Annotated in this window: 23 protein-coding genes; 4 read left to right on the top strand and 19 right to left on the bottom strand. The window is 69.1% G+C overall.

What is annotated here, in order from left to right; translation table 11 throughout:
- Nucleotides 1-357: 357 nt before the first annotated feature.
- The 3 genes from csm6 to Taqua_RS05790 form a co-directional block, all read right to left on the bottom strand.
- A complete protein-coding gene (csm6, locus tag Taqua_RS05800; RefSeq protein WP_144325578.1) occupies nt 358-882 on the bottom strand; it encodes a CRISPR-associated ring nuclease Csm6 in 525 nt (174 codons plus the stop codon).
- A gap of 127 nt (nt 883-1,009) precedes the next feature.
- Nucleotides 1,010-1,945 (bottom strand): 4-hydroxy-3-methylbut-2-enyl diphosphate reductase, encoded by a 936-nt coding sequence (gene ispH / locus Taqua_RS05795; protein WP_144325576.1) that lies wholly within the window; start codon nt 1,943-1,945, stop codon nt 1,010-1,012.
- A 1-nt stretch (nt 1,946) separates the two neighbouring features.
- Complete coding sequence (locus tag Taqua_RS05790; RefSeq protein WP_185969570.1) at nt 1,947-2,432, bottom strand: FKBP-type peptidyl-prolyl cis-trans isomerase; 486 nt, start codon at nt 2,430-2,432, stop codon at nt 1,947-1,949.
- Nucleotides 2,433-2,468: 36 nt separating this feature from the next.
- Here Taqua_RS05790 and radC point away from each other — a divergent pair, with 36 nt between their 5' ends.
- Nucleotides 2,469-3,137, top strand: coding sequence for a RadC family protein (gene radC, locus Taqua_RS05785; RefSeq protein WP_144325574.1), 669 nt, complete (start codon nt 2,469-2,471; stop codon nt 3,135-3,137).
- 51 nt (nt 3,138-3,188) lie between these two features.
- On the top strand, nt 3,189-3,830 hold the full coding sequence (locus Taqua_RS05780; protein ID WP_246094636.1) for a Smr/MutS family protein: 642 nt from the start codon (nt 3,189-3,191) through the stop codon (nt 3,828-3,830).
- A gap of 27 nt (nt 3,831-3,857) precedes the next feature.
- Here Taqua_RS05780 and Taqua_RS05775 read toward each other — a convergent pair whose 3' ends face one another.
- Genes Taqua_RS05775 through Taqua_RS05735 form a run of 9 tightly spaced genes read right to left on the bottom strand, consistent with a single transcriptional unit; the run spans nt 3,858 to nt 13,587 of the window.
- Nucleotides 3,858-6,416, bottom strand: a complete 2,559-nt coding sequence (locus Taqua_RS05775; RefSeq protein WP_246094635.1) for an ABC transporter permease — start codon at nt 6,414-6,416, stop codon at nt 3,858-3,860.
- Between the two features lie 23 nt (nt 6,417-6,439).
- Nucleotides 6,440-7,087: a uracil phosphoribosyltransferase gene (upp, locus tag Taqua_RS05770; protein WP_144325570.1), complete on the bottom strand. Its 648-nt coding sequence runs from the start codon at nt 7,085-7,087 to the stop codon at nt 6,440-6,442.
- Complete coding sequence (locus Taqua_RS05765; protein WP_144325568.1) at nt 7,084-7,959, bottom strand: formate dehydrogenase accessory sulfurtransferase FdhD; 876 nt, start codon at nt 7,957-7,959, stop codon at nt 7,084-7,086. The genes upp and Taqua_RS05765 overlap by 4 nt, the downstream gene beginning before the upstream one ends.
- Before the next feature lie 24 nt (nt 7,960-7,983).
- Nucleotides 7,984-8,304, bottom strand: coding sequence for a hypothetical protein (locus tag Taqua_RS05760; protein ID WP_144325566.1), 321 nt, complete (start codon nt 8,302-8,304; stop codon nt 7,984-7,986).
- 34 nt (nt 8,305-8,338) lie between these two features.
- The gene (locus Taqua_RS05755) at nt 8,339-9,490 is read right to left on the bottom strand and encodes a formate dehydrogenase subunit gamma (RefSeq protein WP_144325564.1); all 1,152 of its coding nucleotides are present in this window, start codon (nt 9,488-9,490) and stop codon (nt 8,339-8,341) included.
- Between the two features lie 19 nt (nt 9,491-9,509).
- On the bottom strand, nt 9,510-9,758 hold the full coding sequence (locus Taqua_RS05750; RefSeq protein WP_144325562.1) for a hypothetical protein: 249 nt from the start codon (nt 9,756-9,758) through the stop codon (nt 9,510-9,512).
- A gap of 4 nt (nt 9,759-9,762) precedes the next feature.
- The gene (gene fdh3B / locus Taqua_RS05745; protein WP_144325560.1) at nt 9,763-10,365 is read right to left on the bottom strand and encodes a formate dehydrogenase FDH3 subunit beta; all 603 of its coding nucleotides are present in this window, start codon (nt 10,363-10,365) and stop codon (nt 9,763-9,765) included.
- 10 nt (nt 10,366-10,375) lie between these two features.
- Nucleotides 10,376-13,345: a formate dehydrogenase subunit alpha gene (locus Taqua_RS05740; protein ID WP_144325558.1), complete on the bottom strand. Its 2,970-nt coding sequence runs from the start codon at nt 13,343-13,345 to the stop codon at nt 10,376-10,378.
- 26 nt (nt 13,346-13,371) lie between these two features.
- Nucleotides 13,372-13,587: a formate dehydrogenase gene (locus tag Taqua_RS05735; protein WP_144325556.1), complete on the bottom strand. Its 216-nt coding sequence runs from the start codon at nt 13,585-13,587 to the stop codon at nt 13,372-13,374.
- A 381-nt stretch (nt 13,588-13,968) separates the two neighbouring features.
- Between Taqua_RS05735 and Taqua_RS05730 the strand changes: the two genes are divergently transcribed.
- Together Taqua_RS05730 and Taqua_RS05725 are read left to right on the top strand one after the other, a co-directional pair.
- Entirely contained in the window at nt 13,969-15,372 is a 1,404-nt protein-coding gene (locus tag Taqua_RS05730; RefSeq protein WP_144325554.1) for a sigma-54-dependent transcriptional regulator, read from the top strand.
- On the top strand, nt 15,369-17,399 hold the full coding sequence (locus tag Taqua_RS05725) for a sensor histidine kinase (RefSeq protein WP_144325552.1): 2,031 nt from the start codon (nt 15,369-15,371) through the stop codon (nt 17,397-17,399). The genes Taqua_RS05730 and Taqua_RS05725 overlap by 4 nt, the downstream gene beginning before the upstream one ends.
- On the opposite strand, the gene Taqua_RS05720 is transcribed toward Taqua_RS05725, so the two are convergent.
- The 7 genes from Taqua_RS05720 to boxC all read right to left on the bottom strand — a co-directional run bounded on the left by Taqua_RS05720 (nt 17,396) and on the right by boxC (nt 25,986).
- A complete protein-coding gene (locus tag Taqua_RS05720; RefSeq protein ID WP_144325550.1) occupies nt 17,396-18,025 on the bottom strand; it encodes a TorD/DmsD family molecular chaperone in 630 nt (209 codons plus the stop codon). The genes Taqua_RS05725 and Taqua_RS05720 overlap by 4 nt on opposite strands.
- An 8-nt stretch (nt 18,026-18,033) precedes the next feature.
- Nucleotides 18,034-20,142, bottom strand: coding sequence for a 4Fe-4S dicluster domain-containing protein (locus Taqua_RS05715; protein ID WP_144325548.1), 2,109 nt, complete (start codon nt 20,140-20,142; stop codon nt 18,034-18,036).
- Complete coding sequence (locus Taqua_RS05710; RefSeq protein ID WP_144325547.1) at nt 20,139-20,792, bottom strand: DUF3306 domain-containing protein; 654 nt, start codon at nt 20,790-20,792, stop codon at nt 20,139-20,141. The genes Taqua_RS05715 and Taqua_RS05710 overlap by 4 nt, the downstream gene beginning before the upstream one ends.
- A complete protein-coding gene (locus Taqua_RS05705) occupies nt 20,789-21,415 on the bottom strand; it encodes a DUF3305 domain-containing protein (RefSeq protein ID WP_144325588.1) in 627 nt (208 codons plus the stop codon). The genes Taqua_RS05710 and Taqua_RS05705 overlap by 4 nt, the downstream gene beginning before the upstream one ends.
- Before the next feature lie 94 nt (nt 21,416-21,509).
- A complete protein-coding gene (gene boxA, locus Taqua_RS05700; protein ID WP_144325545.1) occupies nt 21,510-22,802 on the bottom strand; it encodes a benzoyl-CoA 2,3-epoxidase subunit BoxA in 1,293 nt (430 codons plus the stop codon).
- A 9-nt stretch (nt 22,803-22,811) separates the two neighbouring features.
- Nucleotides 22,812-24,239, bottom strand: a complete 1,428-nt coding sequence (gene boxB, locus Taqua_RS05695) for a benzoyl-CoA 2,3-epoxidase subunit BoxB (RefSeq protein ID WP_144325543.1) — start codon at nt 24,237-24,239, stop codon at nt 22,812-22,814.
- A 73-nt stretch (nt 24,240-24,312) separates the two neighbouring features.
- Nucleotides 24,313-25,986 carry a 2,3-epoxybenzoyl-CoA dihydrolase gene (gene boxC, locus Taqua_RS05690; RefSeq protein WP_144325541.1) on the bottom strand — a complete coding sequence of 558 codons (1,674 nt, stop codon included), beginning with the start codon at nt 25,984-25,986 and terminating at the stop codon, nt 24,313-24,315.
- Nucleotides 25,987-26,022 lie beyond the last annotated feature (36 nt).

Genomic DNA, 26,022 nt, shown 5'->3' with positions numbered 1-26,022 from the left:
GACGAGGCTCAAACGTCTGGCCATGCTTTGCACCCGTCTATGGCTGGTGTATATTGGTGCCTGTTGGTGTCTGTACTCGGCCTGTTAATCCGTAGGTCCCTGGTTCGAGCCCAGGTCGGGGAGCCAAGCTATGGAAGACCGCAGCCCACTTTCTCGGTGGGCTTTTTGTTTTTCAAGGGCCGAGCGGCCCGGGTCGACGCCAACGCGCCGCCGGGCACGCGTCCTATTCGCTCGTGTGCGTGCGCTGATACATCCTCAAGCATGCGCTCAAACCGACCAGGTGCATGCGCAGCATCACCTCCTCGGCAAGGGGCAGCCGCCCTGCCATGGCGCCCCGGGTTGACACACACCGGCCCATCACAGCACCCAGGTACGCCCACGGCACCACCAGGTCCCGCTCTCCCAGGCACCATGGCTGAGCCGGTCTTGAGAGCGGCCCCACAAGCTGAGAGCATACCCGGCAAAAAAACCGAGGGTTTTGCGCCCTCCCGCCAAGCTGACGTGCAAGGTGCTGTGCTCGTCTTCGGTCAACCGACGTACCCAATCGGCAATCTGGTCAGCCGCAGCACGGTTGTCTTGCGCCGTCCGCACGTCTCTGAGCGGCTGACCGTTGCCGTCGCGCAGCACATCGATGTGGGCTTCGTCGAACGCGATGGGCGGCAAAGCCCAGTCACCGCGCAACCGCTCAAACCACCCAGGCGATTCCGACAGCAGCATCAGCCGTGCGCGTTCGGCCCCTTCGGCGGTGGTGATCAAATGAACCTCCCTGGGTATCGCGTCTGGATTCTTTTCTTGCGCCAGCGCGTACAGGGTTTCGGTCACCACCTGTGGACTGAGCCCTGTCACGGCCAGCAATACGGATCGGTGTTGTTGCTCTCCCATTGTGCATCAAGGATACCAAAGGCCAGCCACATTGGGTGGTTTCACAAGCTTGTCAAGCGCAGCACCACCCGGGCCCCGGGCAAGCTACCGTTGCGGGCCAACAACACGCGGGCAACGTGCCCTTGCGTCAAACTTTCAAGCCTTTGGGCAGCGGAAAACGCATCGTTTCGACCGGGCCGGTCATGCGCCGCACGGCGGTGGCGCCCAGGGCTTTGAGGCGCTGTACCACGCCCTGCACCAACGCTTCGGGTGCTGAAGCGCCCGCCGTCACGCCCACGCGCGGGGCGTCGGCCAGCCACTCGTCGCGCAACTGGCTGGCGTCGTCCACCATGTAGGTGTGCACGCCCAGGCGCTCGGCCAGTTCGCGCAGACGGTTGGTGTTGGAGCTGCTGGGGCTGCCCACGACGATGACGACGTCCACCTGCCGTGCCAGCGTCTTGACAGCGTCTTGGCGGTTTTGCGTGGCGTAACAGATGTCCTGCTGCTTGGGTTCGCGCAGGGCCGGAAAACGCACCCGCAGCGCAGCCAGGATTTCGGCCGTGTCGTCCACGCTGAGCGTGGTCTGGGTAACCACCGCCAGCCGCTCGGTCTGGCTGGGCTGCACGCGCGCCACGTCATGCAGGGTTTCGATCAGGTGGATGCCGCCGTCCACCTGGCCCATCGTGCCTTCCACCTCCGGGTGGCCGGCGTGGCCGATCAGAAAGAATTCGTACCCCTCGCGGTGCAGCTTGGCCACTTCGACGTGCACCTTGGTGACCAAAGGACAGGTGGCATCAAAGATGCGAAAGCCACGGCGCTGCGCTTCGGCTTGCACCGCCCGGCTGACCCCGTGCGCGCTGAACACGAGCACCGCCCCCGGGGGAACATCGTCCAGGTCTTCGACGAACACCGCCCCACGGGCACGCAGGTCCGCCACAACGTGGCGGTTGTGCACGATTTCGTGCCGCACATAAACGGGAGCGCCGAACTTGGCCAGCGCACGCTCCACGATGTCGATGGCGCGGTCCACACCGGCGCAAAAGCCGCGCGGCTCGGCCAGCCACACTTCTTGCACCGCAGCCATTTCACAGCACCCCGATGATGCGCACGGTCAAGCGCACGGCCTGGTCCGCCAGCGGGTGGTTGAAGTCCACGCACAGCGCGCCGTCGTCGCGCGCCGCGCGCACCGTGCCAGCGTAGCTGCCCTGCCCGTCGGGGGTGGGGAACTGCACAACGTCGCCCACGGCAAAGCCCTCGGGTGGGGCGCCCAACTGCTGCAGCAGGCGCTGCGCCACCCACTGCACCTTGGCCGGGTCGCGCGCGCCAAACGCTTGCCCCGGGGGGAGTTCGAACGTGGCCTCGTCGCCCTCGGCCAACCCCAGCAGGCATTGCTCCAGCGCTGGGGCCAGCTCGCCGCTGCCCAGCGACAGCGTGGCCGGCTGGGCCGCGAAGGTGTCGATCAGCACGGTGCCATCGGCACCCGCCAAGCGGTAGTGCAACGTGACGAACGAATCTGGGGCCACGCGCGCCGGCGCGGTGTCGGGCCCTGGGGTGTGGACGGCTTGGTTCACAATGCGCGCATTGTACGGACCAGGGAGGAAACCACGATGCGAGACATGCCACCCGAAGCACGCCCGCGCGAAAAGCTGTTGGCCCGCGGCCCTCAGGCGCTGGCCGATGCCGAGCTGCTGGCGCTGCTGCTGCGCACCGGGCTGCGTGGCCAGCCGGTGCTGCAATTCGCCCAGGCGCTGTTGGCGCAGCACGGTGGCCTGCGCGGTCTGCTGCAGGCCACGCCGGCGCAGTTGGCGCGCACCAAGGGATTGGGGCCGGCCAAACGCGCCGAGCTGCTGGCGGTGTTCGAGCTGGCGCGCCGCGCCCTGGCGGAAGGCTTGCGCCAGCGGCCGGTGCTGGACTCGCCCTCGGCGGTGGCCGACGTGCTCCGGCTGCAACTGGCCGACCGCGGGCACGAGGTGTTTGCCGTGCTGTTTTTGGACAACCAGCACCGGCTGATCGCGCTGGAGGAGTTGTTTCGGGGCACGCTGGACCAAACCAGCGTGTACCCGCGCGAGGTGGCGCTGCGCGCCCTGCACCACGGCGCCGGGGCGGTGATCCTGGCCCACAACCACCCCAGTGGGGCGGCCGAACCGTCGGCGGCGGATGTGGCCCTGACCCAGCGCTTGCGGCAGGCGTTGGGGCTGCTGGATATCCGTGTGCTGGACCATTTGGTGGTGACGCAGGGGGGCTGCACCTCGATGGCTCAGCGCGGCCTGGTGTGATCCCGCGCCAAGGCTCAGCCCCCCACGGGGCGCGTTACCATGCGTGTCGCGATGAAAGTGCACAGCCTTGCCGATCTGAAGCGGCTGCGCCAGGAAATGCAGCGCCGTGCCGCCGAACATGCCGCCGCCCAGCGCGCCGCCCAGGAGCGCGCGGTGCGTGATCGCGCCCTGTTCGAGCGCGCGGTGGGACCCGTGCGGCCGCTGCGGCCCCACGGGCGGGCCATCGCCGAGCGGCCCACACCGCTGCCCTTGCCGCGCCAGCGTCAAGCCGACGAGCGCGCGGTGATGCGCGAAGCGCTCAGCGACGCCTTCGACGCCGAAACCCTGCTGCACACCGACGAACACCTGAGCTTTCGCCGGCCCGGGTTGGGGCCGGACGTGGTGCGCCGTCTGCGCCGTGGCGAGTGGGCCATCCAGGCCGAGCTGGACCTGCACGGCCTGCGCACCGACGAAGCCCGCGAGCGGCTGGGCGGGTTTATCCGCGACGCACACCGCCAGGGCTTGCGCTGCGTGCGTGTCGTGCATGGCAAGGGGTTGGGCTCACCAGGCAAGACGCCCGTGCTGAAAGGCCGCGTGCACAGCTGGCTGGTGCAAAAGAGTGAGGTGCTGGCGTTTGTGCAGGCGCGCCCCGCCGACGGTGGCGCGGGCGCGTTGATCGTGCTGTTGCGCACAGCCAGCCACGGCCGCGCCTGACGTACGCTGCCACCCCAAGCCTTGGCCTCAGTCTGCGACCTGCCGCAGCGTTTGCACGACCGGCGTGTGCAGCACGCCGCGCAGCGTCCACCACCCTGCGGCCAAGGCCAGCCCGGCCCCCGCCACGGCCCCGGCAAGCGCCAACCACCACGCCGGCTGCCATGCAAAGCGAAACACCCACTGCGCCAGCGCCGCACCGATGGCCAGCGCCGCCAGCGCGGCCAGCGTCCCGGCCAACGCCCCCACACCGGCCAATTCGGTGCGCTGCACGCGCCGCAACAGGGCCGCACGCGCACCCAGTGCACGCAGCACGGCGTAATCGCGCTCGCGCTCGACGCGGGTGGTGCCGACCGTGGCCAGCAGCACGACCGCACCCGTGGCCAGGCTGAACAAGAACAAAAACTCCACCGCCGCGATCACCTGCCCCAGCATGCGCTGCACCTGGGCCACGGCGGCGCTGGTGTCCACGCTGGTCACGTTGGGAAAGCGTGCCAGCAACGCGCGGTCGAACCCCGGCTGCGCCGGCGCCCGAAACGCCGCGATGTGCGTGTAGGGCACCTCCGGCGGCATGGCCGCCAGCGGAAACAACACAAAGAAGTTGACGTGCATCGATGCCCAGTCCACACGCCGCAGGCTGGTGATGCGCGCCTCGTGCAACTGCCCGGCGATGTCGAAGGTCAGGCGGTCGCCCAGCGCCAGACCCAACTCCTCGGCCAGCCCGGTTTCAACGCTGAGGGCCCCCGCCTCCCCCGCTTGCCAGCGGCCGGCGGCGATCGGGTTGTGGGGCGGCCGCTCGGCGCTGTACGACAGGTTGAACTCCCGCTCGACCAGCCGTTGGGCGCGCGCGCCGTCGAAGTCTTCGGGCCGCACGGCGCGGCCGTTGATGGCCACCAGCCGCCCGCGCACCATCGGGTACCAGTCGTAGCGGGTGACGCCCGCGTTGTGCAGGTGCCGCTGGAAATCCTGCGCCTGGTCAGGCTGGATGTTGATGACGAAGCGGTTGGGCGCATCCGGTGGCGTGGCGGCACGCCAGCTGTCGATCAGGTCGGTGCGCAGCAACACCAACAGCAGCAAGGCCATGAGCCCCGCGGCCAACGCGGCCACCTGCAGCACCGTCAGGCCCGGGCGGGCGGTGAGTTGGCGCGTGGCCAGCACCCACCACGGCGGCCCGCCACGGCGCAGCGCAGCACGCAGCAGCCGCAGCACCAGCCAGCCCGCGGCGGCGAACACCGCCAACGCCGCCGTCAGCCCCCCCACGGCAATGACGCCCAGCCGCAGGTCCTGGGCCGCCAGCATCAACAACGCGCCCAGGCCCGCGGCGCCGATCGCCACCAGCGCCAGCGTGGCCGGTCGCGCAGGGCCGACGTCGCGGCGCAGCACACGCAACGGTGGCACGCGCGCCAGCTGCAACACCGGCGGCAGCCCAAAGGTGGCCATCAGCGCCATGCCGACGCCCAACCCCAGGCCCACCGGCGCCCAGCCGGGCGGCGGCAACGCCACCTGCAGCAAGCCCCCCAGCCACCAGGCAAAGGCATAGTGCACCGCCCAGCCCAGCGCAACCCCCAGCAGCGCCGCGGCCAGGCCCGCCAGCCCGAAGGCCACGGTGTACGCACGCGCCACCGTGCGCCGCGCCACCCCCAACACGCGCAGCAGCGCGCAGTCGTCCAAGTGACGCTGGGCGTAATGGCGTGAGGCCACCGCCACCGCCACCGCCGCCAGCAACGCGGCCAGCAGCGCCACCAGACGTAAAAACTGCTCGGCGCGCTGCAACGTTTGTTGCAGCTCGGGACGGCCACCTTCCAGGCTTTCGAGCTGGGTGCCGCGTTCGCCACCCTCGCGCAGGCGCTGTTCGAGCCACGCGCGGTAGCGGCGCACTTCGGCGTCGTCACCCGCCACCACCAGCCGGTACTGGATGCGGCTGGCCGGCTGCACCAGCCCCGTGTCAGACAACGCGGCGGCATTGATGAGCACGCGCGGCGCGAACGTCAGAAAACCGGCGCCGCGGTCGGGCTCGTAGGTGATGACCCGGGTGACGGTGAACGAGCGCTCCCCCAACCACAGCGCGTCACCCAGACGTAGCCCCAGCACGTCCAGCAAGCCGGCGTCGACCCAGACCTCGTCAGGCGCGGGGATGGTCCCGGCGGGTTGACCGTCGGGGTCAGCCGGGTCGGTGCTGGTGCGCAGCTCACCCCGCAGTGGGTAGCCAGGCTGCACCGCCTTGAGCGACACGAGCCGCACCTCGCCGCCTTGGGCGGCGTCGGCGCGCGCCATCGTGGGGAAGGTCCAGTGTTCGGTCACACGCAAGCCCGAGGCCTGGGCCTGCGCGGTGTACTCGGTCGCCAGCGCATGGTCGCTGCGCAGCACCAAGTCACCGCCCAGCAGCTGGCGCGCGTCGCGCTGCAGGCCGGCTTGCAGACGGTCGGCGAAAAAGCCCACCGCCGCCAAGGCCGCCACCGCCAACACGATGGCCAACGCCAGCACGGTCAGCTCGCCGGCGCGCGCATCACGCCACAGCGCCCGCACGCCCAGCGCCCACGCCGAGGGCGCGCGCGCCAACGCAAGGGGGGAGGCAGGGGCAGCGGTCACACGCGGTGGGATCGCAGCGCCGGTTACTTGGTTCCGAAGATGCGGTCACCCGCGTCGCCCAGGCCCGGCACGATGTAGCCGTGCTCGTTCAGACCCCGGTCCACCGCCGGGGTGTAGATGGGCACGTCCAGATGGTGGGCGTGGAAGTTGGCGATGCCCTCCGGGCAGGCCACCAGACACACGAAGCGAATTGAGCGCGGCTGCAGGCGCTTGAGCAGGTTCACCGCGGCCACCGCCGAGTTGCCGGTGGCCAACATCGGGTCCAGCACGATGACGTCACGCTCGTCCATGCCGGAGGGCATTTTGAAGTAATACTCGACCGGCTTGAGCGTGGCCGGATCGCGGTACAGGCCGATGTGCCCGACGCGCGCGCTGGGCAGCACCTCCAGCATGCCGTCCAGAAAGCCGTTGCCGGCGCGCAGGATGGAGGCCAGCACGGTCTTTTTACCGTCGATGACGCGGCCGGTGGTCTTTTCCAGCGGGGTTTCGATCTCGACCTCCTGCATCGGCATGTCGCGCGTGACCTCGTAGGCCAGCAGCGCGCTGAGCTCGTGGATCAGTTGGCGGAAGGTCTTGGTGCTGGTGTCTTTGCGCCGCATCAGCGTCAGCTTGTGCTGCACCAGCGGGTGGTCGATGACGTGGACTTGTCGCAGCGATGGAGAAGCGTTCATGAAAGCGGAGTATCCCACACGAGCCTGTGCGGGTGCGTGTAGCACAGAAAGCGCGTGTGGGTGGCGCGGCCGATGGCGCACACGCCGACCTGCTGGGCCACCTCCAGCCCCATTTGGGTGATGCCACTGCGCGACACGACGACGGGAATGCCCATCTGGGCGGCCTTGATGATCATCTCGCTGGTCAGCCGACCGGTGGTGTAAAAGACCTTGTCGTCGCCGCGAAGAACCTGCTCGCCCTGCAGCCACGTCCAGCCGGCGATGGTGTCGACGGCGTTGTGACGCCCCACGTCCTCGACGAACAGCAGCAGCTCCTCGCCGCGGAACAGGGCGCAGCCGTGCACCGAGCCCGCCTGTTTGTAGACCGAATCCTGTTCGCGCACCGTGCGCAAGATGGCGTAGAGCTGCGACTGGCGCAGCGGCTCGGCCGCCTGCACGCGCACGCTGGCCAATTGCTCCATCAGACTGCCGAACATGCTGCCCTGTCCGCAGCCGGTGGTGACGATGCGCTGCGCGGTGCGCTCGGCCCAACCGGTCACCCCACCGCGGGTGCGCACGGCGGCGGCGCCCACGTCCCAATCCACCGTGATCGACTCCACCTGCTCGGGGCCGTCCAGCAGGCGCTGGTTGCGCAGGTAACCCAGCACCAGCCACTCGGGGTGCGCCCCCAGCGTCATCAGCGTGACCAGCTCGCGCTTGTCCACGTACACCGTCAGGCCACGCTCGGCCGGGATGTGCATGGTGCGGCGCTGACCAAACTCGTTGATCACCTCCACCGCGCGCGTCAGCGGCGCTGCGGCCTGCGACAACCTGGGCGGGCAGCCGGCTGGCGCCAGCGCCGCACCGAAGGCCGTGGGTTCGTGCAACCACATGGTGGCTCACCCCGCGGTAGGCGGTCAGGACTTTTTGGGTGCACCCGCCGCGGCGGGCGCAGGCGCGGCGCCCGGCGCCGCAAACGGGCCTGGATCGGTGCACGCCGGTGCGTTGCTTGGCCGGGTCGCCTGGGGGTGGGTCTTGAAGTAATGGTCGGCGGCGCGTTGGGCGGCCATGCAGGTTTGGTAGGCGTCGACCTTGGCCTGGTGCGCGGCCTTGGCTTTGGCCAGCTCGGCCGCCGCTTTTTGCTCGTCGGTCAACGGCGGGGTGGGCAACTTGGCCCACGCCGCGCCGGCCACCATGGCCAACAACATGCTGGTGACGAGGGGGGTGCGCAGTTTCATGGTGCGGTCTCTCCTGCCTGCGGGGACGATCGGCTCAGGCGCGCACGGGGCTCGGCGAGCCCTCGGCGGGCGCGCTGCGCTGCGCGGGGATTTTGCCGGCTTGAATGTCTTCGTACCACAGGGCGTGGTGCTCGCGTGCCCAGGTTTCGTCGACGTAGCCGGTTTTCATCGCGGCGTAGGCGCCTTCGGTGCCGACCGTGCCCATGTAGATGTGGCCGATGAACAGCGCGATCATCACCAACGCGGCGCTGGCGTGGATCATGTGCGCCACCTGCATCTGGGCACGCAGGTACTCGATGCCGGGCAGCAGCTTGTCCAGCACCAGGCCCGAGCCCACCACCACCAGGCCCAACACGAACACGCCCAGCCAGAACACCACCTTTTCACCCGCGTTGAAGCGGTGCGAGGGCACCCCCTGGTCGCCCAGCAGACCACCGAAGCGCACCAGCCAGACCCAGTCCTCGCGCCGCGGCAGGTTGTCGCGCACGAAGGTGACGATGATGATCAGCAGCGACACCAGGAACAGCGGCCCGACGAAGTTGTGCAGGTTTTTCAGCGCGTAGGTGAGCCACCCGAACAGCGTGGCGCCGATGATGGGGCGCAAGATGTACTGTCCAAACGCCATCACCAGGCCCGAGACCGCCAGCACCACGAACGCCGCGGCGTTGGCCCAGTGGGCAGCGCGCTCCAGCGGGGTGAAGCGCTCGATGCGCCGCCCGGTTGGCGGCGCGTGCAGCTTGAGTGGCCCCTTGGTGAAGTAGAAGATGACCACCGCCAGCAAGGCAATCAGCACCAGCGAACCGCCGTAGGGGATGATGACGCGGTTGCGCACTTGCCGCCACGCCTCACCGGCGTTGGTGGTGGCCGCGCCAGGGTAGCTGACGGTGGGTTGGATCAGCACACCGTACTCCCGGTACGGGAAGTTGACCGTCCCCTCCACCCCTTGGCCGACCTGGCGCCACACGGGCGCGTTGTTGCCGGGCTGCACGCGCTGGCGCTCGGCGTTGCTTTGGCTGGCGTAACCCGGCTCCTGGGCGGCGTCGACCAACACGGGCGCCTTGGGTACCGCCTCGGGCGTGGCGGCCGGGGCTTGCTGGGCGCTGGCGTTGGCCGCCAACATCAGCGCCACGGCGGCCAGCGCACCGCGCCAGCGGCCGCGCGATGCGGCGATGGATCTTGCGTTCATGGCCTGCCCTCCACGGTGTTCAGGGGTGGGTGCCGCTGGGGCGGCTGTACTCGTTTTGCCCGTATTGGGTGCGTGCGCGCAACTGCTGCGCCCAGGCGTTGCGGTCGCCCGCCGGCCACTGGGCCGCGGCGTAGGCGGGCGCCGTCGTGCCAGTGTAGGGGGCGGCGTCGGCTTTGCTGCCGCTGGCGGTCTGCGGCCGCTCACCGCACGCTGCAAGCAGCCACGCGGCCGCGGCGGTCATCGAAAGGATGGCGAGGGTGCGGCGCATGGTGTCAGACCCCCGCTTTGGCTTGTGTGCCGTAGGCCGTGCCCCAGCCCCACACCTCGGCACCCTTGCCGCGCTGGATCACGCGGGTACGGAAGATGTCGGCGATGACGTCACCATCGCCAGCCAGCAGCGCCTTGGTCGAGCACATTTCGGCACACGCTGGCAGCTTGCCCTCGGCCAGGCGGTTGCGGCCGTATTTTTCGAACTCGGCCTGGCTGCCGTTGGGCTCGGGACCGCCGGCACAGAAGGTGCATTTGTCCATCTTGCCGCGCACGCCAAACGTGCCCTCGCCAGGAAACTGCGGTGCGCCGAACGGGCACGCGTAGCTGCAGTAGCCGCAGCCGATACAGATGTCCTTGTCGTGCAGCACCACGCCCTCTTCGGTACGGTAAAAGCACTGTACCGGGCACACCGCCATGCACGGCGCGTCGGAGCAGTGCATGCACGCCACCGAAATCGAGCGTTCGCCCGGCACACCGTCGTTGATCGTCACGACGCGGCGGCGGTTGACGCCCCAGGGAACCTCGTGCTCGTTTTTGCACGCGGTCACGCAGCCATTGCACTCGATGCAACGCTCGGCATCACAGATGAATTTCATGCGGGCCATGGTCTGCTCCTCAGGCGCGTTCCACGTTGCAGATCGTGGTCTTGGTCTCTTGCATCATGGTCACGATGTCGTAGCCGTAGGTGGTGGCGGTGTTGGCCGCTTCGCCACGCACCAGGGGCGCGGCGCCTTGCGGGTAGTACGCCAGCATGTCCTGCCCCTGCCAGCGGCCCGAAAAGTGGTAGGGTAAAAAGACATGGTCTTCGGCCACGCGCGGGGTGACCAGGGCCTGCACGTTGATGCGCGCACCCGTGGGCGTGGTCACCCAGACGCGGTCGCCGTTGCGGATGCCGCGCTGGGCCGCCGCGGCCGGATGGATTTCGACAAACATCTCCTGCTGCAGCTCGGCCAGCCACGGGTTGGAGCGGGTCTCCTCGCCGCCGCCTTCGTACTCGACCAGCCGCCCGGAGGTCATCACGAGCGGGAATTTTTCGTGCAGCTTGTCCTCGACGTTCTTTTGCTGCAGCGTCTTGTACAGGATGGGCAGGCGCCAGCGGTTCTTCTGGTCGTCGTGCGTGGGGTACTTGGCGATCAGATCCGGCCGGTTGCCGTAGATCGGCTCGCGGTGCTGCGGAATCGGGTCGGGGAAGTTCCACACCACGGCGCGCGCTTTGGCGTTGCCGAACGGGTGGCAGCCGTGGTTCTTCATGAACACGCGGATCATGCCGCCCGACAGGTCAGTCTTCCAGTTCTTGCCCTCGGCGGCTTTCTTTTCTTCCTCGGTGAGCTCGTCCCACCAGCCGAGTTTTTTGAGCAGGATGTGGTCCAGCTCGGGGTAGCCGGTGGTGATGTCGGCCCCCTTGGAGTGCGAGCCGTCTTCGGCCAGCAAGCTCACGCCGTCGCGCTCGACACCGAAGTTGGCGCGGAAGTTGCCGCCGCCCTCCATGACGTGCTTGGAGGTATCGTACAGATTGGGCGAGCCCGGGTGCTTGAGCTCGGGCGTACCGTAGCACGGCCAGGGCAGGCCGAAATAGTCACCGGTGAGGTCGTAGCCGGTTTCCTTGTCGACCACCTTGCCCTTGCATTTGAGCGTCTTGACATCGAAGGCGTGCATGTGGCGCATGTGGGCCTTCAGCCGCTCCGGGCTCTGGCCGGTGTAACCGATGGTCCACACGCCACGGTTGATCTCGCGCAGGATGTCCTCGGGCACGGGTTCGTCCATGCCCTTGACCTTTTGCAGCTTGACGTTCTTGACCAGCTCCTTGTCGAAGCCCAGCTTCTGCGCCAGCTGGTACATGATCATGTGGTCGGTGCGGCTGTCCCACAGCGGCTCGATGACCTTTTCGCGCCACTGGATCGACCGGTTGGACGCCGTGCACGAGCCGCTGGTCTCGAACTGCGTGGCCGCGGGCAGCAGGTACACCGCGCGGTTGGGGTTGAGGTCTTCGGGCTTGCCCGGCATCGCCGCCATCGCCGCGGTGGCCGACGGGTACGGGTCGATGACCACCAGCAGGTCCAGCTTGTCCATGGCCTTTTTCATCTCCAGGCCGCGGGTCTGCGAGTTGGGCGCATGGCCCCAGAAAAACACCCCGCGCAGGTTGGGCCCCTGGTCGATGAGTTCGTTTTTCTCCAGCACGCCGTCGATCCAGCGCGACACCGTGATGCCGGGTTTTTCCATCATGCCCTCGGCGTAGCGGGACTTGATCCACTCATAGTCCACGCCCCACACGGTGGCGAAGTGCTTCCACGCGCCTGCGGCCAAGCCGTAGTACCCCGGCAGCGAGTCCGGGTTGGGGCCGACATCGGTGGCGCCCTGCACGTTGTCGTGACCACGGAAGATGTTGGCCCCGCCACCGGACACGCCGATGTTGCCCAGCGCCAGCTGCAGGATGCACGAGGCGCGCACCATCGCGTTGCCGATGCTGTGCTGCGTCTGCCCCATGCACCACACGATGGTGCCGGGGCGGTTTTCGTGCAGCATCTTGGCCACTTTGAAGACCTGCTCCTCTTTGACACCGCAGGCCTCCTCGACCTTGTCGGGCGTCCATTGGGCCAGCACCTCCTCGCGCACCTTGTCCATGCCGTAGACGCGCGCCTGGATGTAGGCCTTGTCCTCCCAGCCGTTTTTGAAGATGTGGTAGAGCACGCCGAACAGGAACGGGATGTCGGTGCCGGAGCGGATGCGCACGTACTCGTCGGCCTTGGCCGCGGTGCGCGTGAAGCGCGGGTCGACCACGATCATCTTGCAGCCCAGCTCCTTGGCGTGCAGCATGTGCAACATCGACACCGGGTGGGCCTCGGCGGCGTTGGAGCCAATGTACAACGCGACCTTGCTGTATTGCATGTCGTTGTACGAGTTGGTCATCGCGCCGTAGCCCCAGGTGTTGGCCACCCCAGCCACCGTGGTCGAGTGGCAGATGCGCGCCTGGTGGTCGCAGTTGTTGGTGCCCCAGAAGCTGACGAATTTGCGCAGCAGGTAGGCTTGTTCGTTGCTGTGCTTGGACGAGCCGATGAAGTACAGCGCATCCGGGCCGCTCTCGTCGCGCAGCTGCTTCATCTTGGCGGCGATCTCATCGAGCGCCTGCTCCCAACTGATGCGCTGGTACTTGCCGTTGACCAGCTTCATGGGGTAGCGCAACCGGTACTCGCCGTGCCCGTGCTCGCGGACCGCCGCCCCTTTGGCGCAGTGCGCACCCAGGTTAATGGGCGAGTCGAACACCGGCTCTTGCCGTACCCAGACGCCGTTTTCGACCACGGCGTCGATGGCGCAACCCACCGAGCAGTGGGTGCAGACGGTGCGCTTGACCTCGACCTTGCCTTGGCCGGTGGGCGCCGGCTTGCCCTCGGCGGCCTTGGCACGCTGCACCAGCGTGAGCTGCGTGGCGGCCAGCCCCACGCCCAACCCCAACCCGCTGCGGCGCAAAAAGGCGCGCCGGTCGACGGTCGGCAACGCGCGCGCCAACCCGTGGCGTAAACGATCGATCAACACGCCGTCGCCGGCCGCTTGGGCGGCGCGGCGGTCCGAAGTGCGCTTCAGCAGCATGGCCGGTTCTCCTGAACGGTGCGGGTTCAAACGCGGGTGGTGTCGTAGTAGCGCTGGACGTGGGCGCTCAACTGGTAGCCGCCCCCACGGCGGGGAGGCGGTGCGGGTTGGGCGGCGGCGTCGGCCGCCGGCATCGGCGCACGCGGCAACACCGTGGCGGCCGCAGCCGCGGCGCCGACCGCGCCAGCGGCGGCAAACCAGCGCCGCCGGCCGGGTTGTGCGGGGGTCGATTCGTACTTCATACGCGTTTCCTCGGGGAACTGGCAAACGGTGTGGCTCGAACGTTGGTAACCATTACGTTACCGCCAGGCCCAGGCGTTGACCAGCCCCCTCGCGCGACGCACCATTGCCACGCGTCCGCGCCCGGCGTTGGTAGGCGCGCACCGCCCCTCACTCTAGCAAAACCTATACCATCGACACATGCTGATGTACTTATGAATGCTGCGGTGCAACACCGAACGTGACACCCCGCCGTGCGCCAGCATGCCGCCACCTGCTCCACATCCAGGCGGCACCTTGTCGCGCGGCATGCGACAAACTGTCGCTGACATCACGGGGGCCCACTGTGTCGCCAACGAGACAATGCCCCACCAAATCACTTGGTTTTTTACAATGATGGGGCCATGGTTCACGAGGCCATTCCCCCCACGCAGGAGGCCGGCTCCGCCTCCGGTCTGGCCGAGGGCCGCTGGCCCGAAGGCGCCATCCTGGTCGTTGACGACGAGCCGGGCATGCGCAACTTTTTGGTCAAGACGCTGGCGCCGCGCTGCCGCTTTGTGGTCGCCGCGGCCAGCGCCGAAGAAGGCGAGCAGTGGATGCGCGCGCAGCGCTTCGACCTGGTCATCCTGGACATTGCCTTGCCAGGGGTCAGCGGGGTGCAGTGGCTGCACACGCTGCGCGAACAGGGCTATGGGGGCGAAGTGATTCTGATCACGGCGTTTGCGTCGCTGGACACGGCCATCGAAGCGCTGCGCGCCGGCGCGTCGGACTTCATCCTCAAGCCCTTTCGCGTGCCGCAAATCCTCAACGCTGTGCGGCAGTGCCACGAACGCGCGCGGCTGCGGCGCGAAAACTACGTGCTGCGCCGCCATGCGCGGCCCTCACGGTCGGAGGGCACGCCGCTGATTGGGGTGTCGGCGGCCACTGAGCGGCTGCGCGCCGCGATCGCCCGCGTCGCGCCCACCCCCAGCACGGTGCTGCTGCAAGGTGAGTCCGGCACCGGCAAGGAGCTGGTGGCGCGCGCGCTGCACGCCGCCAGCCCGCGCGCGGCGGGGCCGTTCGTGGCCGTGCAATGCGGCACGCTGGCGCCGGAGTTGTTGGCGCGCGAGCTGTTTGGTCACGCGCGCGGCCCCCATGGGGCGCACGACGGCTTGTTCGTGTACGCCCAGGGTGGCACGTTGTTTTTGGACGAGGTGGCCGACCTGCCCCCGGCCGTGCAAGCTAGCCTGCTGCGGGTGTTGGAAGAGCTGCACATCCGCCCGGTGGGCAGTCAACAAACGGTGCCGGTGGACGTGCGCGTGATCGCCGCCACCAACCGACCGCTGGCCGACGAGGTGGCCGCTGGACGCTTCCGGGAGGACCTGTACTTCCGGCTGCGGGTGGTGGACATCGAGCTGCCGCCGTTGCGCCAGCGGCGCGAAGACATCCCGGCGCTGGTGGAGCATTTTGTCGCCACGCTGGCCCCGGCGCTGGGCGTGGCGCCGTTGGAGGTCGATGCCGACGCGATGGCGCTGCTGCAGCAGTACCACTGGCCCGGCAACGTGCGCGAGCTGCGCAACTGGGTCGAGCGCAGCCTGATCCTGGGCGAGGTCAACGTGTCGGCGCTGTACCCACCGCTGCGCGAGCGGCCAGCCTGCGCGCCCGGCCAGCCGCTGGACCTGGAAACGCTGCAGCGCCGCCACATCCAGGCGGTGCTCGACTCGGTAGGCGGCGACAAAACGCGCGCAGCGCAGTTGCTGGGGGTCTCGCGGCGCACGCTGGAGCGCCGCGCCGCCGAATGGGCCGCGCAGGACGGCTCGGCACGATGAGGCTGCTGCGGCACTGGCGGGCGTGGCTCGGCCGCTCGGTGCGTGCCAAGGTGCTGGTGCTGGCGCTGGCGCCGTTGGCCTTGGCCCTGCCACTGCTGCTGCTGGCGCTGTCGCTGTGGACCGACTACGCCTACGACCAGCTGCTGCGCACCAAGGTGCGCGCCGACCTGGCGGTAGCGCGTGGTTACTTCGAGCAGGTGTTGCTGGAGGTGGGCAGCGGCACGCGCAGCGTGGCCGAGTCGCACGCGCTGCACCTGCGCTTGCAGACAGGCAACGTCCCGCCGCGCCCGCCCGCGCACGCGCCCGCGGCGGTGCAGGATTGGTTGGAGCACGAGCGCCAACGCCTGGGCCTGGATTTTCTGGTGTTGCGCCCGCCGCACGATCCCCACAGCCCAGCGGCGCAAAGCAGCGGCAGCGGCGCGCGCTTGGAGGTGTGGCAGCCCGATCAGGTCGCGCTGCATGCGCCGCACCTGCTGCCGCGGCTCGACATCGCGCTGGTGCCCACGCGCAACGCCGCCCCCACCACGCGCACCCACGAGCGTCGCGCCCTGCTGATGCTGGCCAGCGCCGCGCTGCCCCCCGACGCTGCGTTGCGTGGCTGGGTGCTGCACGGCGGGCTGCTGCTCAACGGCAACCTGGACTTCATCGACCACATCAACCGCGTCGTCTACCCGCCAGGTGCGCTGCCGTTTGGCAGCCAGGGCACCGCGACGCTGTTTTTGGACGACGTGCGCATCAGCACCAACGTGCGTCTGTTTGGGCAGCAGCGTGCCATCGGCACGCGGGTGTCGCAGGCGGTGCGCGACGCGGTGCTGGGCCAGGGACGCACGTGGCTGGACCGTGCTTTCGTCGTCAACGATTGGTACGTGAGCGCCTACGAACCCCTGCTGGACAGCACCGGGCAGCGCATTGGGATGCTGTACGTGGGTTTTTTGGAAGCGCCACTGCGTTGGGTGCGGTTGGGGGTGCTCGCCGGCACAGCGGTGCTGCTGGCGCTGGTGATGGCGGGCACCGCGGCGTGGTCGCTGCGGTGGGCACGCACACTGGTGCAACCGGTGGAGCGCATGCACGCCACGATGCGCCAGGTCGAACAAGGCAACCCCGACGCGCGCGTGGGCCCACTGCCGCAGCACGACGAACTGGGCGAGCTGGCCCGGCACCTGGACCGGCTGCTGGACACGGTGGCCGAACAAACCGCGCGTCTGCGTGCCTGGGGCGAGACGCTGGACCGCAAGGTCGCCGAGCGCACGCGTGAGCTGCAACAGTCCAACGCCGCGCTGCGGCAGGCGCAGCAACAGCTGGTCAAAAGCGAGCGGCTGGCCACCATCGGGCAATTGACCGCCGGCGTGGCGCACGAGCTCAACAACCCCGTCGCGGTCATTCAGGGCAACCTGGACCTGCTGCGCGACACCTTGGGCCCGGCAGCCGCACCGGTGCAGGCCGAGCTGCGGCTGATCGACGCGCAAATCGAGCGCATTCGTCTGATCGTGACGCGGCTGCTGCAACACGCGCGCCCGACCGAGTTCGCGGGCTACGTAGAGCCGCTGGCGCTGCCGGAGGTGGTCACCGATTGCCTGGTGCTGGTCGAGCGGCTGGTGCAGCAGCACGGCATCACGCTGCAACGCCACGACCATGCCACGGCGCCGGTGGCGTGCAACCGGCAAGAGTTGCAGCAGGTCATCATCAACCTGGTGGTCAACGCGGTGCAAGCGTCGCCCCCGGGCGGTGTGGTGGAGCTGGACAGCGGCGATTGGATTGAGGACGACCGTGTGGTGGGGGCGTGGCTGGAGGTGCGGGATCACGGGCCGGGCTTGAGCGCCGAGGTGCGTACACGGCTGTTCACGCCGTTTTTCACCACCAAAGCCAACGGCAACGGCCTGGGGCTGTGGGTCAGCCAAGGGCTGCTGGAGCGCTACGGCGCGCGGCTGGAAGCCAACGCACGCGCCGATGGCCGCCCGGGCGCGGTGTTCCGTGTACGGCTGTACAGCGAGCCGCGCGAGCCGGCGTCCGCCGCAGCCTCGGTCTAGCCGGCCATCTCGAACGCCTGCGCTTCGATGTCGATGAAGGCGCGCAGCCAGCCCGCCACTGCGGCATAGAACCGCGCCGCCGGGTGCTGCTGCAGGGCGTCGCACAGCGCCGGCACCCAGGGGTGCAGATGGCGCGCAAAAAAGGCCTGCTGGCGCGCCAGGTTGCAGATGGCCGCGTCGTCGCCAGCGATTAGGTAGCGCATCACCTCGCACAGGTACGCGATGTGGTCTTCCGATTCGGCCATGCCTTCGGTCCGCGTCAGGCCCAGCTCGGCCAGCTCGGTGCGCAGCGCCGCCAACGGTTGGTCGTGCAAAAACCCGCTCAGGTAGTGTGACGCGTACAGGTAGACCTCGGGGCGCCCGACGCCACCAAACAGGGTGTCGTACTCATCGTGCACCTGTGCGGTGGTCAGGGCACGCGCCTGCCCGACCAGGGCTTGCCAGGCGGGCTGCAGGTACGCCTGCGCCGCGCCGGGGGGCTCGGTCACCGCCAGCCGCAGTTGAGCCAGCAGCGCCTCGGGCGGGGGGGCGTACAGCAACGCCGCCAGCAGGCCGTAGGTGTCGGCGCGGGCCAGTTCTTCGTCAAAGTCGGCCCGGGTGGGCATGGGCAACGGTCGTTCGGCCATGGCGGTGCTCACAGGTCGGTGATGCGCACGTCGGCGTGTGTGTGGATGTCGATGACCCGGCAGTCGCCGCACATTTTGAGCCGCTCGGCCGCCGCCCCTTGAAACATCGGGTGCGCGGCCAGCCGCGCCAGCATCGTCTCCACCCCTTTGAGGGTGCCAAACGGCTTGCCACAGCGGATGCAGTGAAACGGCGGCTGCTCGTGCAGCACGCGTGGCTCGCGCCGTTGGGCATGCAGCCACAAGCGTGGCTGCAGGGCCACCGCCTGCTCGGGACACGTGCGCACGCACAGGCCACACTGCACGCAATTTTTTTCGATGAAGCGCAGCTGCGGCGCCGCCGGGTTGTCCTGCAGCGCGCCGGCGGGGCAGGCACCCACGCAGCTCATGCACAGCGTGCAGCGCTCGGGGTCCACCTGCACCGTGCCCAGCGCCGCGCCCTCGCTGGGCAGCGCAATCGTGTCGTCGGCAGGTCGCGCTGGAGCGTGGTCGATCAGGTGCTGCAGCGCCAGCTCCAGCGTGGCGCGCTTGTCCGCCTGCACCGCGTAGGTGGCCGCCACCGCCACGCCTTGGGCGGGCGGCAGCGTGCGGATGGTGGCGTCGAGCGCGGCCAGGTCACGCGCGTCGCGTGCCTGGACAAGGTGCATGTGCTGCCCACTGTAACCAAGGCCGCTCAGCACCGCCTGGGCCTGCGCCAGTTGCGCTTGCAGCGCCTCGCGGTACTGAGGGGCCTCTTCGTCGGTGAGCAACAGCACCACCTGGCTGGCGCCGTAGGCGATGGCGCTGAGCCACAGCTCGATGCCCGTGCTGGCCATGTGCCACAGCGCCCATGGGATGACCCGCGCGGGTACGCCATGCAGCGCCGCATCCAACCGCGCCGCCCGGCCCCAGTCCTGCACCAGCTGCTGCCCCGCGTCCTGGCTGTGCAGCAGCAGCACGGCGTCGCGTCCCCCGGCGGCACGGTAGGTGTCCAACAGGGTTTTGATCGCGCGGCCCTGGTAGGCGGCATCGGGGTAGGCAAACGTGAGCGCGCCGCTGGGGCACACGGTGCTGCACGCGCCGCAGCCGACGCACAGGTGCGGCTCGACGACGATGCGGTTGTGCTCGACGTCGCTGCGGATGGCGCTGGCCGAGCAGACGTCCACGCAGGCCCGGCAGCCGACGCGCTCGTTGCGAGCGTGCGCGCACAGCCGCTGCTGGTAGCGGAAAAATTTCGGCTTGTCGAACGTGCCCACCAGGTCGCGCAACGCCCACAGGCGCTGCAGCCGCTGTTCGGCGTCCAGTGTGGGGGGCAGGTGCACGTACCCCTGCGGCAGCGCGTGCTGCGTGAACGCCGGCTGCAGCCGCAGGTCCAGCACGGCGTCGAAGGTGGCCTGCTGCGCCTCGGGGCTGCGGGTAAAGTCGATGGCGCCCGGGGCCTCGCAGACGCGCACGCAATCGCGGTGGGCGCGGCACACGTTCAAGTCCACCTGGTAGTCCAGGCCGATCGCCCCCTCGGGGCAAGCCTGCAAGCAGGCGTTGCAGCGCGTGCACAGGTCCAGCGCAATCGGGTTGTCGTCCACCCACTCCAGGGTGAAGTCACCCAGCCACCCCCGTAAGGCACGCACGCGTCCGGCCAACACCGGGTGCTGGTGCACCTGCGGCAACGCCCCTCCGGTGCCCAGCAGCGTCACCTGCCATACGTCGCTCAAGCGGTCGGCCAACGCCGCCGCCTGTTCCAGCGGCCCCACGATCAACAACCGGCCTTGGCTGACGTAGCGCACGGTCGGCACTGGTTCAGGTTCGGGCAGGCGCGCGGCGGCCAGCAACGCGGCCATCTTGGGCGTGGCGCGCTGCGCGTCGCGCGACCAGCCGCCGGTCTCGCGCAGGTTGACAAAACGGATCGGCCGCACGTCCGGGGGCGGCACCCCTTCGGTGGCGGTGGCCAATTCCGTGAACAAACGCTGCTCCTGGGTGCAGGCAACGATCAACTCATCGTCGTGGCACGCCGCGCGTTGAAAGCTCGACGCTTCGCGCCGACACAGGGCATGGTGCAGCACCACCGGGGTGCGCAGCGCAGCCTGCAGGGCCTGCGCGTCGATCGGTTGGGTGCGGTTGCAGGTACAGGCAAGGACGGTCATGGGTGATCGGCTTGGGTGGTGGACTCGTCGCCGGCCGCGCCCCGCTCCGCGGTGGGGTCACCGGGCGGCCACGGCTGCGCCGCAGCCACCTCGGGCCGCGCCGCCTGGGGCTGCAGCGGCTGGGGCGGTTGCGCAACGGCTGGCACCGCAGCAGGGGCGTTGGGGGTGGCTTGCGCAGGCTCGGTGAACAGACCCATCACCTGCGCCGCCGCCATGCGCTTGGCCAGCGCCAGCGGCAGCGGGTCGGGCCGGCTGTAGTCGTCGATGTAGACGTCGAGCCCATCCATCTGGTTGAAGTGCGGGTCGGCGAACAGCTTGCGCAGCGCGGCGTTGCGCACCTCGGGCGCCACCTCGGGCCGCACGAAGGGCTGGAAGTCCGACTGCGGCGTGAGCCGGCGCACATCCTCCAGCGTCGGTGGAGGTGGTGGCGCCGGGGTTGGGCGGGCGGCTGGCGCGGCGCTGTCCGCAGCCGCGTCGGGGGCGGCTGCGGGGCGTGGCACTGGCTCGGGGTCGGGCGTGACCGTGCGGTCGGGTGCCACCGCTGGCACGGCGGGTGCCGGGTCGGCCTCAGCCGGCTCGACCAGCCCCTGACGCGCCAACGCTTTGCGGCGCGACCAGCGCGACCAGAAACTTTCGTCCGTCGGCGTCATCCTGCGCCCCCTCCTGCAGCGCCACGCGGCGCGCCGGTGCTGATGCGCGCGGGCTGGCCGAAGCGGTCGGTCAATGGCTGGAAGCTGGCCGGACGCGCCCGCCGCTTGGGCTCGGGCTGGTGGTGGCGCTGCGCGTAGTCGGCCAACCAGCGCACCAGCGCGGCCGGGGCGGCGACCTGATCCACACGCTCCTGCGCGTCGAGCCAGCGGCCGGCGTCGTGGTAGCTCAGCGTGACGATCAGCGGTTGCGCCAACCCGTCGTCGATCTCGGGCTCACGCCACAGCACCCAAAAACACGGCGCGGGCGCGGTCACGTTGAGCAAGTAGCCCTCGGCGTCCTGCGGGTGCAGCGCCACGTTCAAAGGCGCATAGCCCCAGTGCTGGACCCCGGGGGGCGCGCCGGCTTCGGGCTCCAGCGGCACGGCGGCCCCGGTTTGCCACTCGGCCGGCCACGGGGTACACGCGATACCGGGCGGCGCCTGCAGCACCTGCACGTCGGCCAGTGCCCAGCGCCACGGTTGCCAGCGCGCCATGGGGCCGCTGACCGGCTCGCGCCGCATCACCACCCCCACGCGCAGCGTGGGGGGCTGGCCGTCCGCAACGTTGTGGGGATGCGCCTGCATCCCCTGCGACAATGGCTTGGTCTCCACGGGGCGCACTGTAGCGCATCGGCGCGCGGCTAGGCACCAACCTTGGCGACAGCGGGGGTTTGCCGGTTCAGTACGTCTCCAGGTGCAGCCGCCCTTCGTCGCGCAGCTGGCGCGTCAGCACGTCCCAGTCCAGCCCGGCGCCGACCGCGATATCGCGCAGCGCCAGCAGCACGCCCTCTTCCATCGCCCGCAGGCCGCAGACGTAGAAGTAGGCGTCGGGGTCGCGCAGCAGCTCGGCCAACGTGGCCGCCTGGGCGCGCATCGCATCTTGCACGTACAGGCGAGGTTGCCCCGGTACGCGGCTGAAGGCGAAATGCACCTCGATGAAGTCGCGCGGCAGCTTTTGCAACGGACCAAAGTACGGCAGCTCCTGCGGGGTGCGGGCGCCGAAAAACAGCACCAGCCGCCCACCTTCGAACTTGCCACTGGCCCGCAGACGGCGGCGCCATTCGGTCATCGCACGCATTGGCGCGCTGCCGGTGCCGGTGCAGATCATCACGATGTGGCTGCGCGGGTGGTTCGGCATCAAAAAGCTGCTGCCAAACGGCCCGATGACCTCGACCTCGTCGCCGACCTTGAGGTCGCACAGGTAGTTGGATGCCACGCCGCGCACTGGGTTGCCCTGGTGGTCGGCCAGCACGCGCTTGACGGTCAGCGACAGGTTGTTGTGGCCGGCGCGCTCGCCGTTGCGCGGACTGGCCACCGAGTACTGGCGCGGGTGGTGTGGGCGGCCCTGGGCGTCGGTGCCGGGCGGGATGATGCCGATCGACTGCCCCTCGAGCACCGGAAACGGCATCGCACCGAAATCCAGCACGATGTGGTGGGTGTCGTAGTCGGAGCCGACCTCGGTGACGCGCAGGTTGCCCACGCAAGTGGCGCGCACCGACTTGCGCGCCGCGCGCGGCCCGTACAGATTGACGTAGGGGTGGGCCGCCGACCACGGGGGCACGGTGGCGCCCAGCGTGGCGCCGCTGAGGGCAGCCGGCTCGGGTTGCAACGCCGCCGAGGCCACCGAGGGTTGCGCCGCGCGCGCCAGCAAGGCTTCGGTCTGCGCCACTGCCTCCGCCCCCAGACTGGCCAGCTCGGCCTCGGGCAGCGGTGGGGGCAGTTCGTCCCACCCCAACTGCTCGGTCACGCTGTACGGCCGAGCGCGGGGCACCAGCCGCCAGTTGTCGATGGCGCCGGTCGGACACGGTGGCACGCAGGCCATGCAGGCGTTACACTTGTCCGCATCGACGACGTAGTTGCGGCTGTCGTGCGTGATCGCCCCGATCGGGCACGTGGCCTCGCAGGTGTTGCAGCGGATGCAGATCTCGGGGTCGATCAGGTGCTGCTGCACGACGGTGGCGGCGACGTCCATCGTTGACCCTCAGTTGAACCGCACGTACTCGAAGTTCACCGGCTGGCGGTTGATGCCCATCACCGGCGGCGCAATCCAGTTGGCAAACTTGCCCGGCTCGACCACGCGCCCCATCAGGCTGGCCACGAAGGCCCGGTCCTCGTCGGTGGGCAGCCATTCGCTGACGCGCGCGTTCCATTCGGCCTCGCTGACGACGCGGCCATCGGGGCTGACCTTGACACCGGCCAGGGTGCCGATCTTGCGGTTGAACGCTTTGTGCGGCACCTGCAGCCGGAACGGGATGCCCGCCTTTTCGATCACCCGGTTCCAGCGCTCCACGCCGCTCACCGAGTCGCGGATGTAGTCGTCGCGCAGCACTTCGTTGAGCGCGTTGAGCATCGGCACCTCTTTTTCGACCAGCCAGCCATCGACGACGTCCAGGATGCGGTAGGTGTCGTTTTTGAGGCGGTGGTCGTCGGTGCGCTTGCCCTCCTCGTACCGACCCTTGAGGCCCGAGGTGTAGAACGTGGCGGCGTTGCTTGACTGGTCGGCGCCAAAGAGGTCGATCGTGACGCTGAAGTGGAAGTTGAGGTAGCGCTGGATCGTGGGCAGGTCGATGACGCCGGCAGCGCGCACCTTGTCGGGCTCATCGGTCTTGAGCTGGTTCATCACCTCGCAGGTGCGCTGGATGACGCGCGACACGCCCGACTCGCCGACGAACATGTGGTGCGCCTCCTCGGTGAGCATGAAGCGGGTGGTGCGCGCCAGCGGGTCGAAGCCGGATTCGGCCAGCGCGCACAGCTGGAACTTGCCGTCACGGTCGGTGAAGTAGGTGAACATGTAAAAGCTCAGCCAGTCCGGCGTGCGCTCGTTGAACGCGCCCAGGATGCGCGGGTTGTCGCGGTCGCCGCTGCGCCGCTCCAGCAGCGCCTCGGCTTCCTCGCGACCGTCGCGCCCGAAGTATTTGTGCAGCAGGTACACCATCGCCCACAGGTGGCGCCCCTCCTCGACGTTGACCTGGAACAGGTTGCGCAGGTCGTACTGGCTGGGGCAGGTCAGGCCCAGGTGGCGCTGCTGCTCGACGCTGGCCGGCTCGGTGTCACCCTGGGTGACGATGATGCGGCGCAGGTTGGCGCGGTGTTCGCCGGGGACTTCCTGCCAGGCGTCCTCGCCGAGGTGGTCGCCGAAGTGGATTTTGCGCCCGGGCTCCGGTGGGTTGAGGAAGATACCCCAGCGGTAGTCCGGCATCTTGACGTAGCCGAACTGCGCCCAGCCTTGCGGATCGACGCTGACGGCAGTGCGCAGATACACCTCGTAGTCGTGCGAGCCTTCCGGCCCCATGTCCTGCCACCATTGCAGGTAGTTGGGTTGCCAGTGCTCCAGCGCGCGCTGCAGCGTGCGGTCTTCCGACAGGTTGACGTTGTTGGGAATCTTGTCGCTGTAGTTGATCGAGCTCATGGGGGGTCTCCTGCAAGCCAAACGGCCACGTTGGGGGTGGGTTGTGCGGGGTAAGGGTAGGTCGTGCGGACGCTCAAACACGCTGCCAGTCGAACTGCGCTTTATCGCCTTTGCCGTACACCTTGAGCGCACCTTTGTCGCCGACGGCGTTAGGACGCTGGAAAATCCAGTTCTGCCATGCCGACAGCCGCCCGAAGATGCGCGTCAGCATCGTTTCCGGCCCGCCAAAGCGCAGGTTGGTTTCCAGGCCGGTGAGCGCGTCGGGCGACATCGCGGCACGCTCTTCCAGCACCAGGCGCACCTCGTCGGCCCAGTCGATGTCGTCCAGCGCGGCCGTCACCAGCCCCAGCGCGGCGGTTTGGTCGCCGTCCAGGGGCTGACCCACCGCAGCACGCGCCGCCTGCAGGGGTTCGGCTTCGTCGTAAAAGCGCCGCTGCAGGCGGCTGCGGTCGTTGACCATCGGGTAGCGGCCGAAGTTGGCGTCGGCGTGCAGCGTCAGGCGCGGGGCACGCTGCGGCTCATTGGGCAACACCAGCATGTAGCTGCGGTCGGCGGCCAGGGCCAGCTCGGCCAGCGTGCCGGCAAAGCACGAGCCCGGCTCGATCAGCGCGATCAGGCTGCGCGACGACACGTCCAGGCGTGCCAGCGTGCGGCGCAGCAGCCCGGTGGTGGCACGCACGAACCAGTGCCCGGCGTGCGCTTGCAGCGCGTCGTCGCAAGCCAGCACCGCGGCGGCATCCCCTTCGGTGCGCAGCACCCAGGTGCCGAGGGTCAGCTCGTTGGTGCGCAGGTGCAAGATGGCGTCGTCCAGCTCACGGCCCATGGCCAGTGGCCACCAATCGGCCCCCGCAGCCAGGATGCCGTCCAGCTCGGTGGGTGGGGCCGCGTCCGGCGCACGCACGGTCAGCGTCGCCACGCGCCGGGCGCGGTCGATGTCCACCTGCACGTGCCGGTAGCGCACGCCGTCATCGCTGAAGGTGCGCTGCAACGGCGGCAGCGCCACCCCTTGCGCGTCGGCCGGGCGGTCGCTGCCGGCGGCCAGCCGCAGCGCGCGCTCGCGCACCGTCTGCGCAAACACGGCCGGCTTGGCGATGGCGTCGACCAGCCGCCACTCGACGGCGCGCTGGCCGCGCACACCTTCGACGCTGGTGCAAAAGACATCGGCCAGGTCGTGGCGCACGCGGCGCTTGTCGGTCAAGCGTGTCAGCCCACCGGTGCCCGGCAGCACGCCCAGCAACGGCACCTCCGGCAGGCTCACGGCGCTGGAGCGGTCGTCCACCAGCACGATGTCGTCGCAGGCCAGCGCCAGCTCGTAGCCGCCACCGGCGCACGCGCCGTTGAGCGCTGCAAGGAACTTCAGGCCCTCATGGCGGCTGGAGTCTTCCATGCCGTTGCGCGTTTCGTTGGTGAACTTGCAAAAGTTCACCTTCCAAGCGTGCGACGACAGGCCCAACATGAAGATGTTGGCGCCCGAGCAAAACACCCGGTCCTTGAGGCTGGTGACCACCACCGTGCGCACCTGCGGGTGCTCGAAGCGGATGCGGTTGAGCGCGTCGTGCAGCTCGATGTCCACGCCCAGGTCGTAGCTGTTGAGCTTGAGCTTGTAGCCGGGGCGCAGGCCCCCTTCTTCATCGATGTCGAGCGACAGCGTGGCGATGGGCCCATCCACCTCCAGACGCAGGTGACGGTACTGGCTTGGGTGGGTTTGGTAGTCGACGATGGGGTCGGTGCGCGGGTTGGTGGTCATGGCAAGCGGCTCGGCGAGGTTACGGGATTGAGGCCG

Origin of the sequence: Tepidimonas aquatica (assembly GCF_007556585.1) — a bacterium.
Taxonomy (GTDB): domain Bacteria; phylum Pseudomonadota; class Gammaproteobacteria; order Burkholderiales; family Burkholderiaceae_C; genus Tepidimonas; species Tepidimonas aquatica.
The sequence above is the reverse complement of the archived record's forward strand: the minus strand, read 5'-3'. Positions and strand labels throughout refer to the sequence as shown.

What these genes read in the sequence shown, in the direction of transcription:
- upp (WP_144325570.1), bottom strand. Translation starts at nt 7,087, where the DNA reads ATGAACGCTTCTCCATCGCTGCGACAAGTCCACGTCATCGACCACCCG.
- csm6 (WP_144325578.1), bottom strand. Translation starts at nt 882, where the DNA reads ATGGGAGAGCAACAACACCGATCCGTATTGCTGGCCGTGACAGGGCTC.
- Taqua_RS05720 (WP_144325550.1), bottom strand. Translation starts at nt 18,025, where the DNA reads ATGGCCGAACGACCGTTGCCCATGCCCACCCGGGCCGACTTTGACGAA.
- ispH (WP_144325576.1), bottom strand. Translation starts at nt 1,945, where the DNA reads ATGGCTGCGGTGCAAGAAGTGTGGCTGGCCGAGCCGCGCGGCTTTTGC.
- Taqua_RS05705 (WP_144325588.1), bottom strand. Translation starts at nt 21,415, where the DNA reads ATGCAGGCGCATCCCCACAACGTTGCGGACGGCCAGCCCCCCACGCTG.
- Taqua_RS05750 (WP_144325562.1), bottom strand. Translation starts at nt 9,758, where the DNA reads ATGCGCCGCACCCTCGCCATCCTTTCGATGACCGCCGCGGCCGCGTGG.
- Taqua_RS05735 (WP_144325556.1), bottom strand. Translation starts at nt 13,587, where the DNA reads ATGAAGTACGAATCGACCCCCGCACAACCCGGCCGGCGGCGCTGGTTT.
- boxC (WP_144325541.1), bottom strand. Translation starts at nt 25,986, where the DNA reads ATGACCACCAACCCGCGCACCGACCCCATCGTCGACTACCAAACCCAC.
- boxB (WP_144325543.1), bottom strand. Translation starts at nt 24,239, where the DNA reads ATGAGCTCGATCAACTACAGCGACAAGATTCCCAACAACGTCAACCTG.
- Taqua_RS05760 (WP_144325566.1), bottom strand. Translation starts at nt 8,304, where the DNA reads ATGAAACTGCGCACCCCCCTCGTCACCAGCATGTTGTTGGCCATGGTG.
- Taqua_RS05740 (WP_144325558.1), bottom strand. Translation starts at nt 13,345, where the DNA reads ATGCTGCTGAAGCGCACTTCGGACCGCCGCGCCGCCCAAGCGGCCGGC.
- Taqua_RS05730 (WP_144325554.1), top strand. Translation starts at nt 13,969, where the DNA reads ATGGTTCACGAGGCCATTCCCCCCACGCAGGAGGCCGGCTCCGCCTCC.
- Taqua_RS05710 (WP_144325547.1), bottom strand. Translation starts at nt 20,792, where the DNA reads ATGACGCCGACGGACGAAAGTTTCTGGTCGCGCTGGTCGCGCCGCAAA.
- Taqua_RS05780 (WP_246094636.1), top strand. Translation starts at nt 3,189, where the DNA reads ATGAAAGTGCACAGCCTTGCCGATCTGAAGCGGCTGCGCCAGGAAATG.
- Taqua_RS05715 (WP_144325548.1), bottom strand. Translation starts at nt 20,142, where the DNA reads ATGACCGTCCTTGCCTGTACCTGCAACCGCACCCAACCGATCGACGCG.
- boxA (WP_144325545.1), bottom strand. Translation starts at nt 22,802, where the DNA reads ATGGACGTCGCCGCCACCGTCGTGCAGCAGCACCTGATCGACCCCGAG.
- radC (WP_144325574.1), top strand. Translation starts at nt 2,469, where the DNA reads ATGCGAGACATGCCACCCGAAGCACGCCCGCGCGAAAAGCTGTTGGCC.
- Taqua_RS05755 (WP_144325564.1), bottom strand. Translation starts at nt 9,490, where the DNA reads ATGAACGCAAGATCCATCGCCGCATCGCGCGGCCGCTGGCGCGGTGCG.
- Taqua_RS05765 (WP_144325568.1), bottom strand. Translation starts at nt 7,959, where the DNA reads ATGTGGTTGCACGAACCCACGGCCTTCGGTGCGGCGCTGGCGCCAGCC.
- fdh3B (WP_144325560.1), bottom strand. Translation starts at nt 10,365, where the DNA reads ATGGCCCGCATGAAATTCATCTGTGATGCCGAGCGTTGCATCGAGTGC.
- Taqua_RS05725 (WP_144325552.1), top strand. Translation starts at nt 15,369, where the DNA reads ATGAGGCTGCTGCGGCACTGGCGGGCGTGGCTCGGCCGCTCGGTGCGT.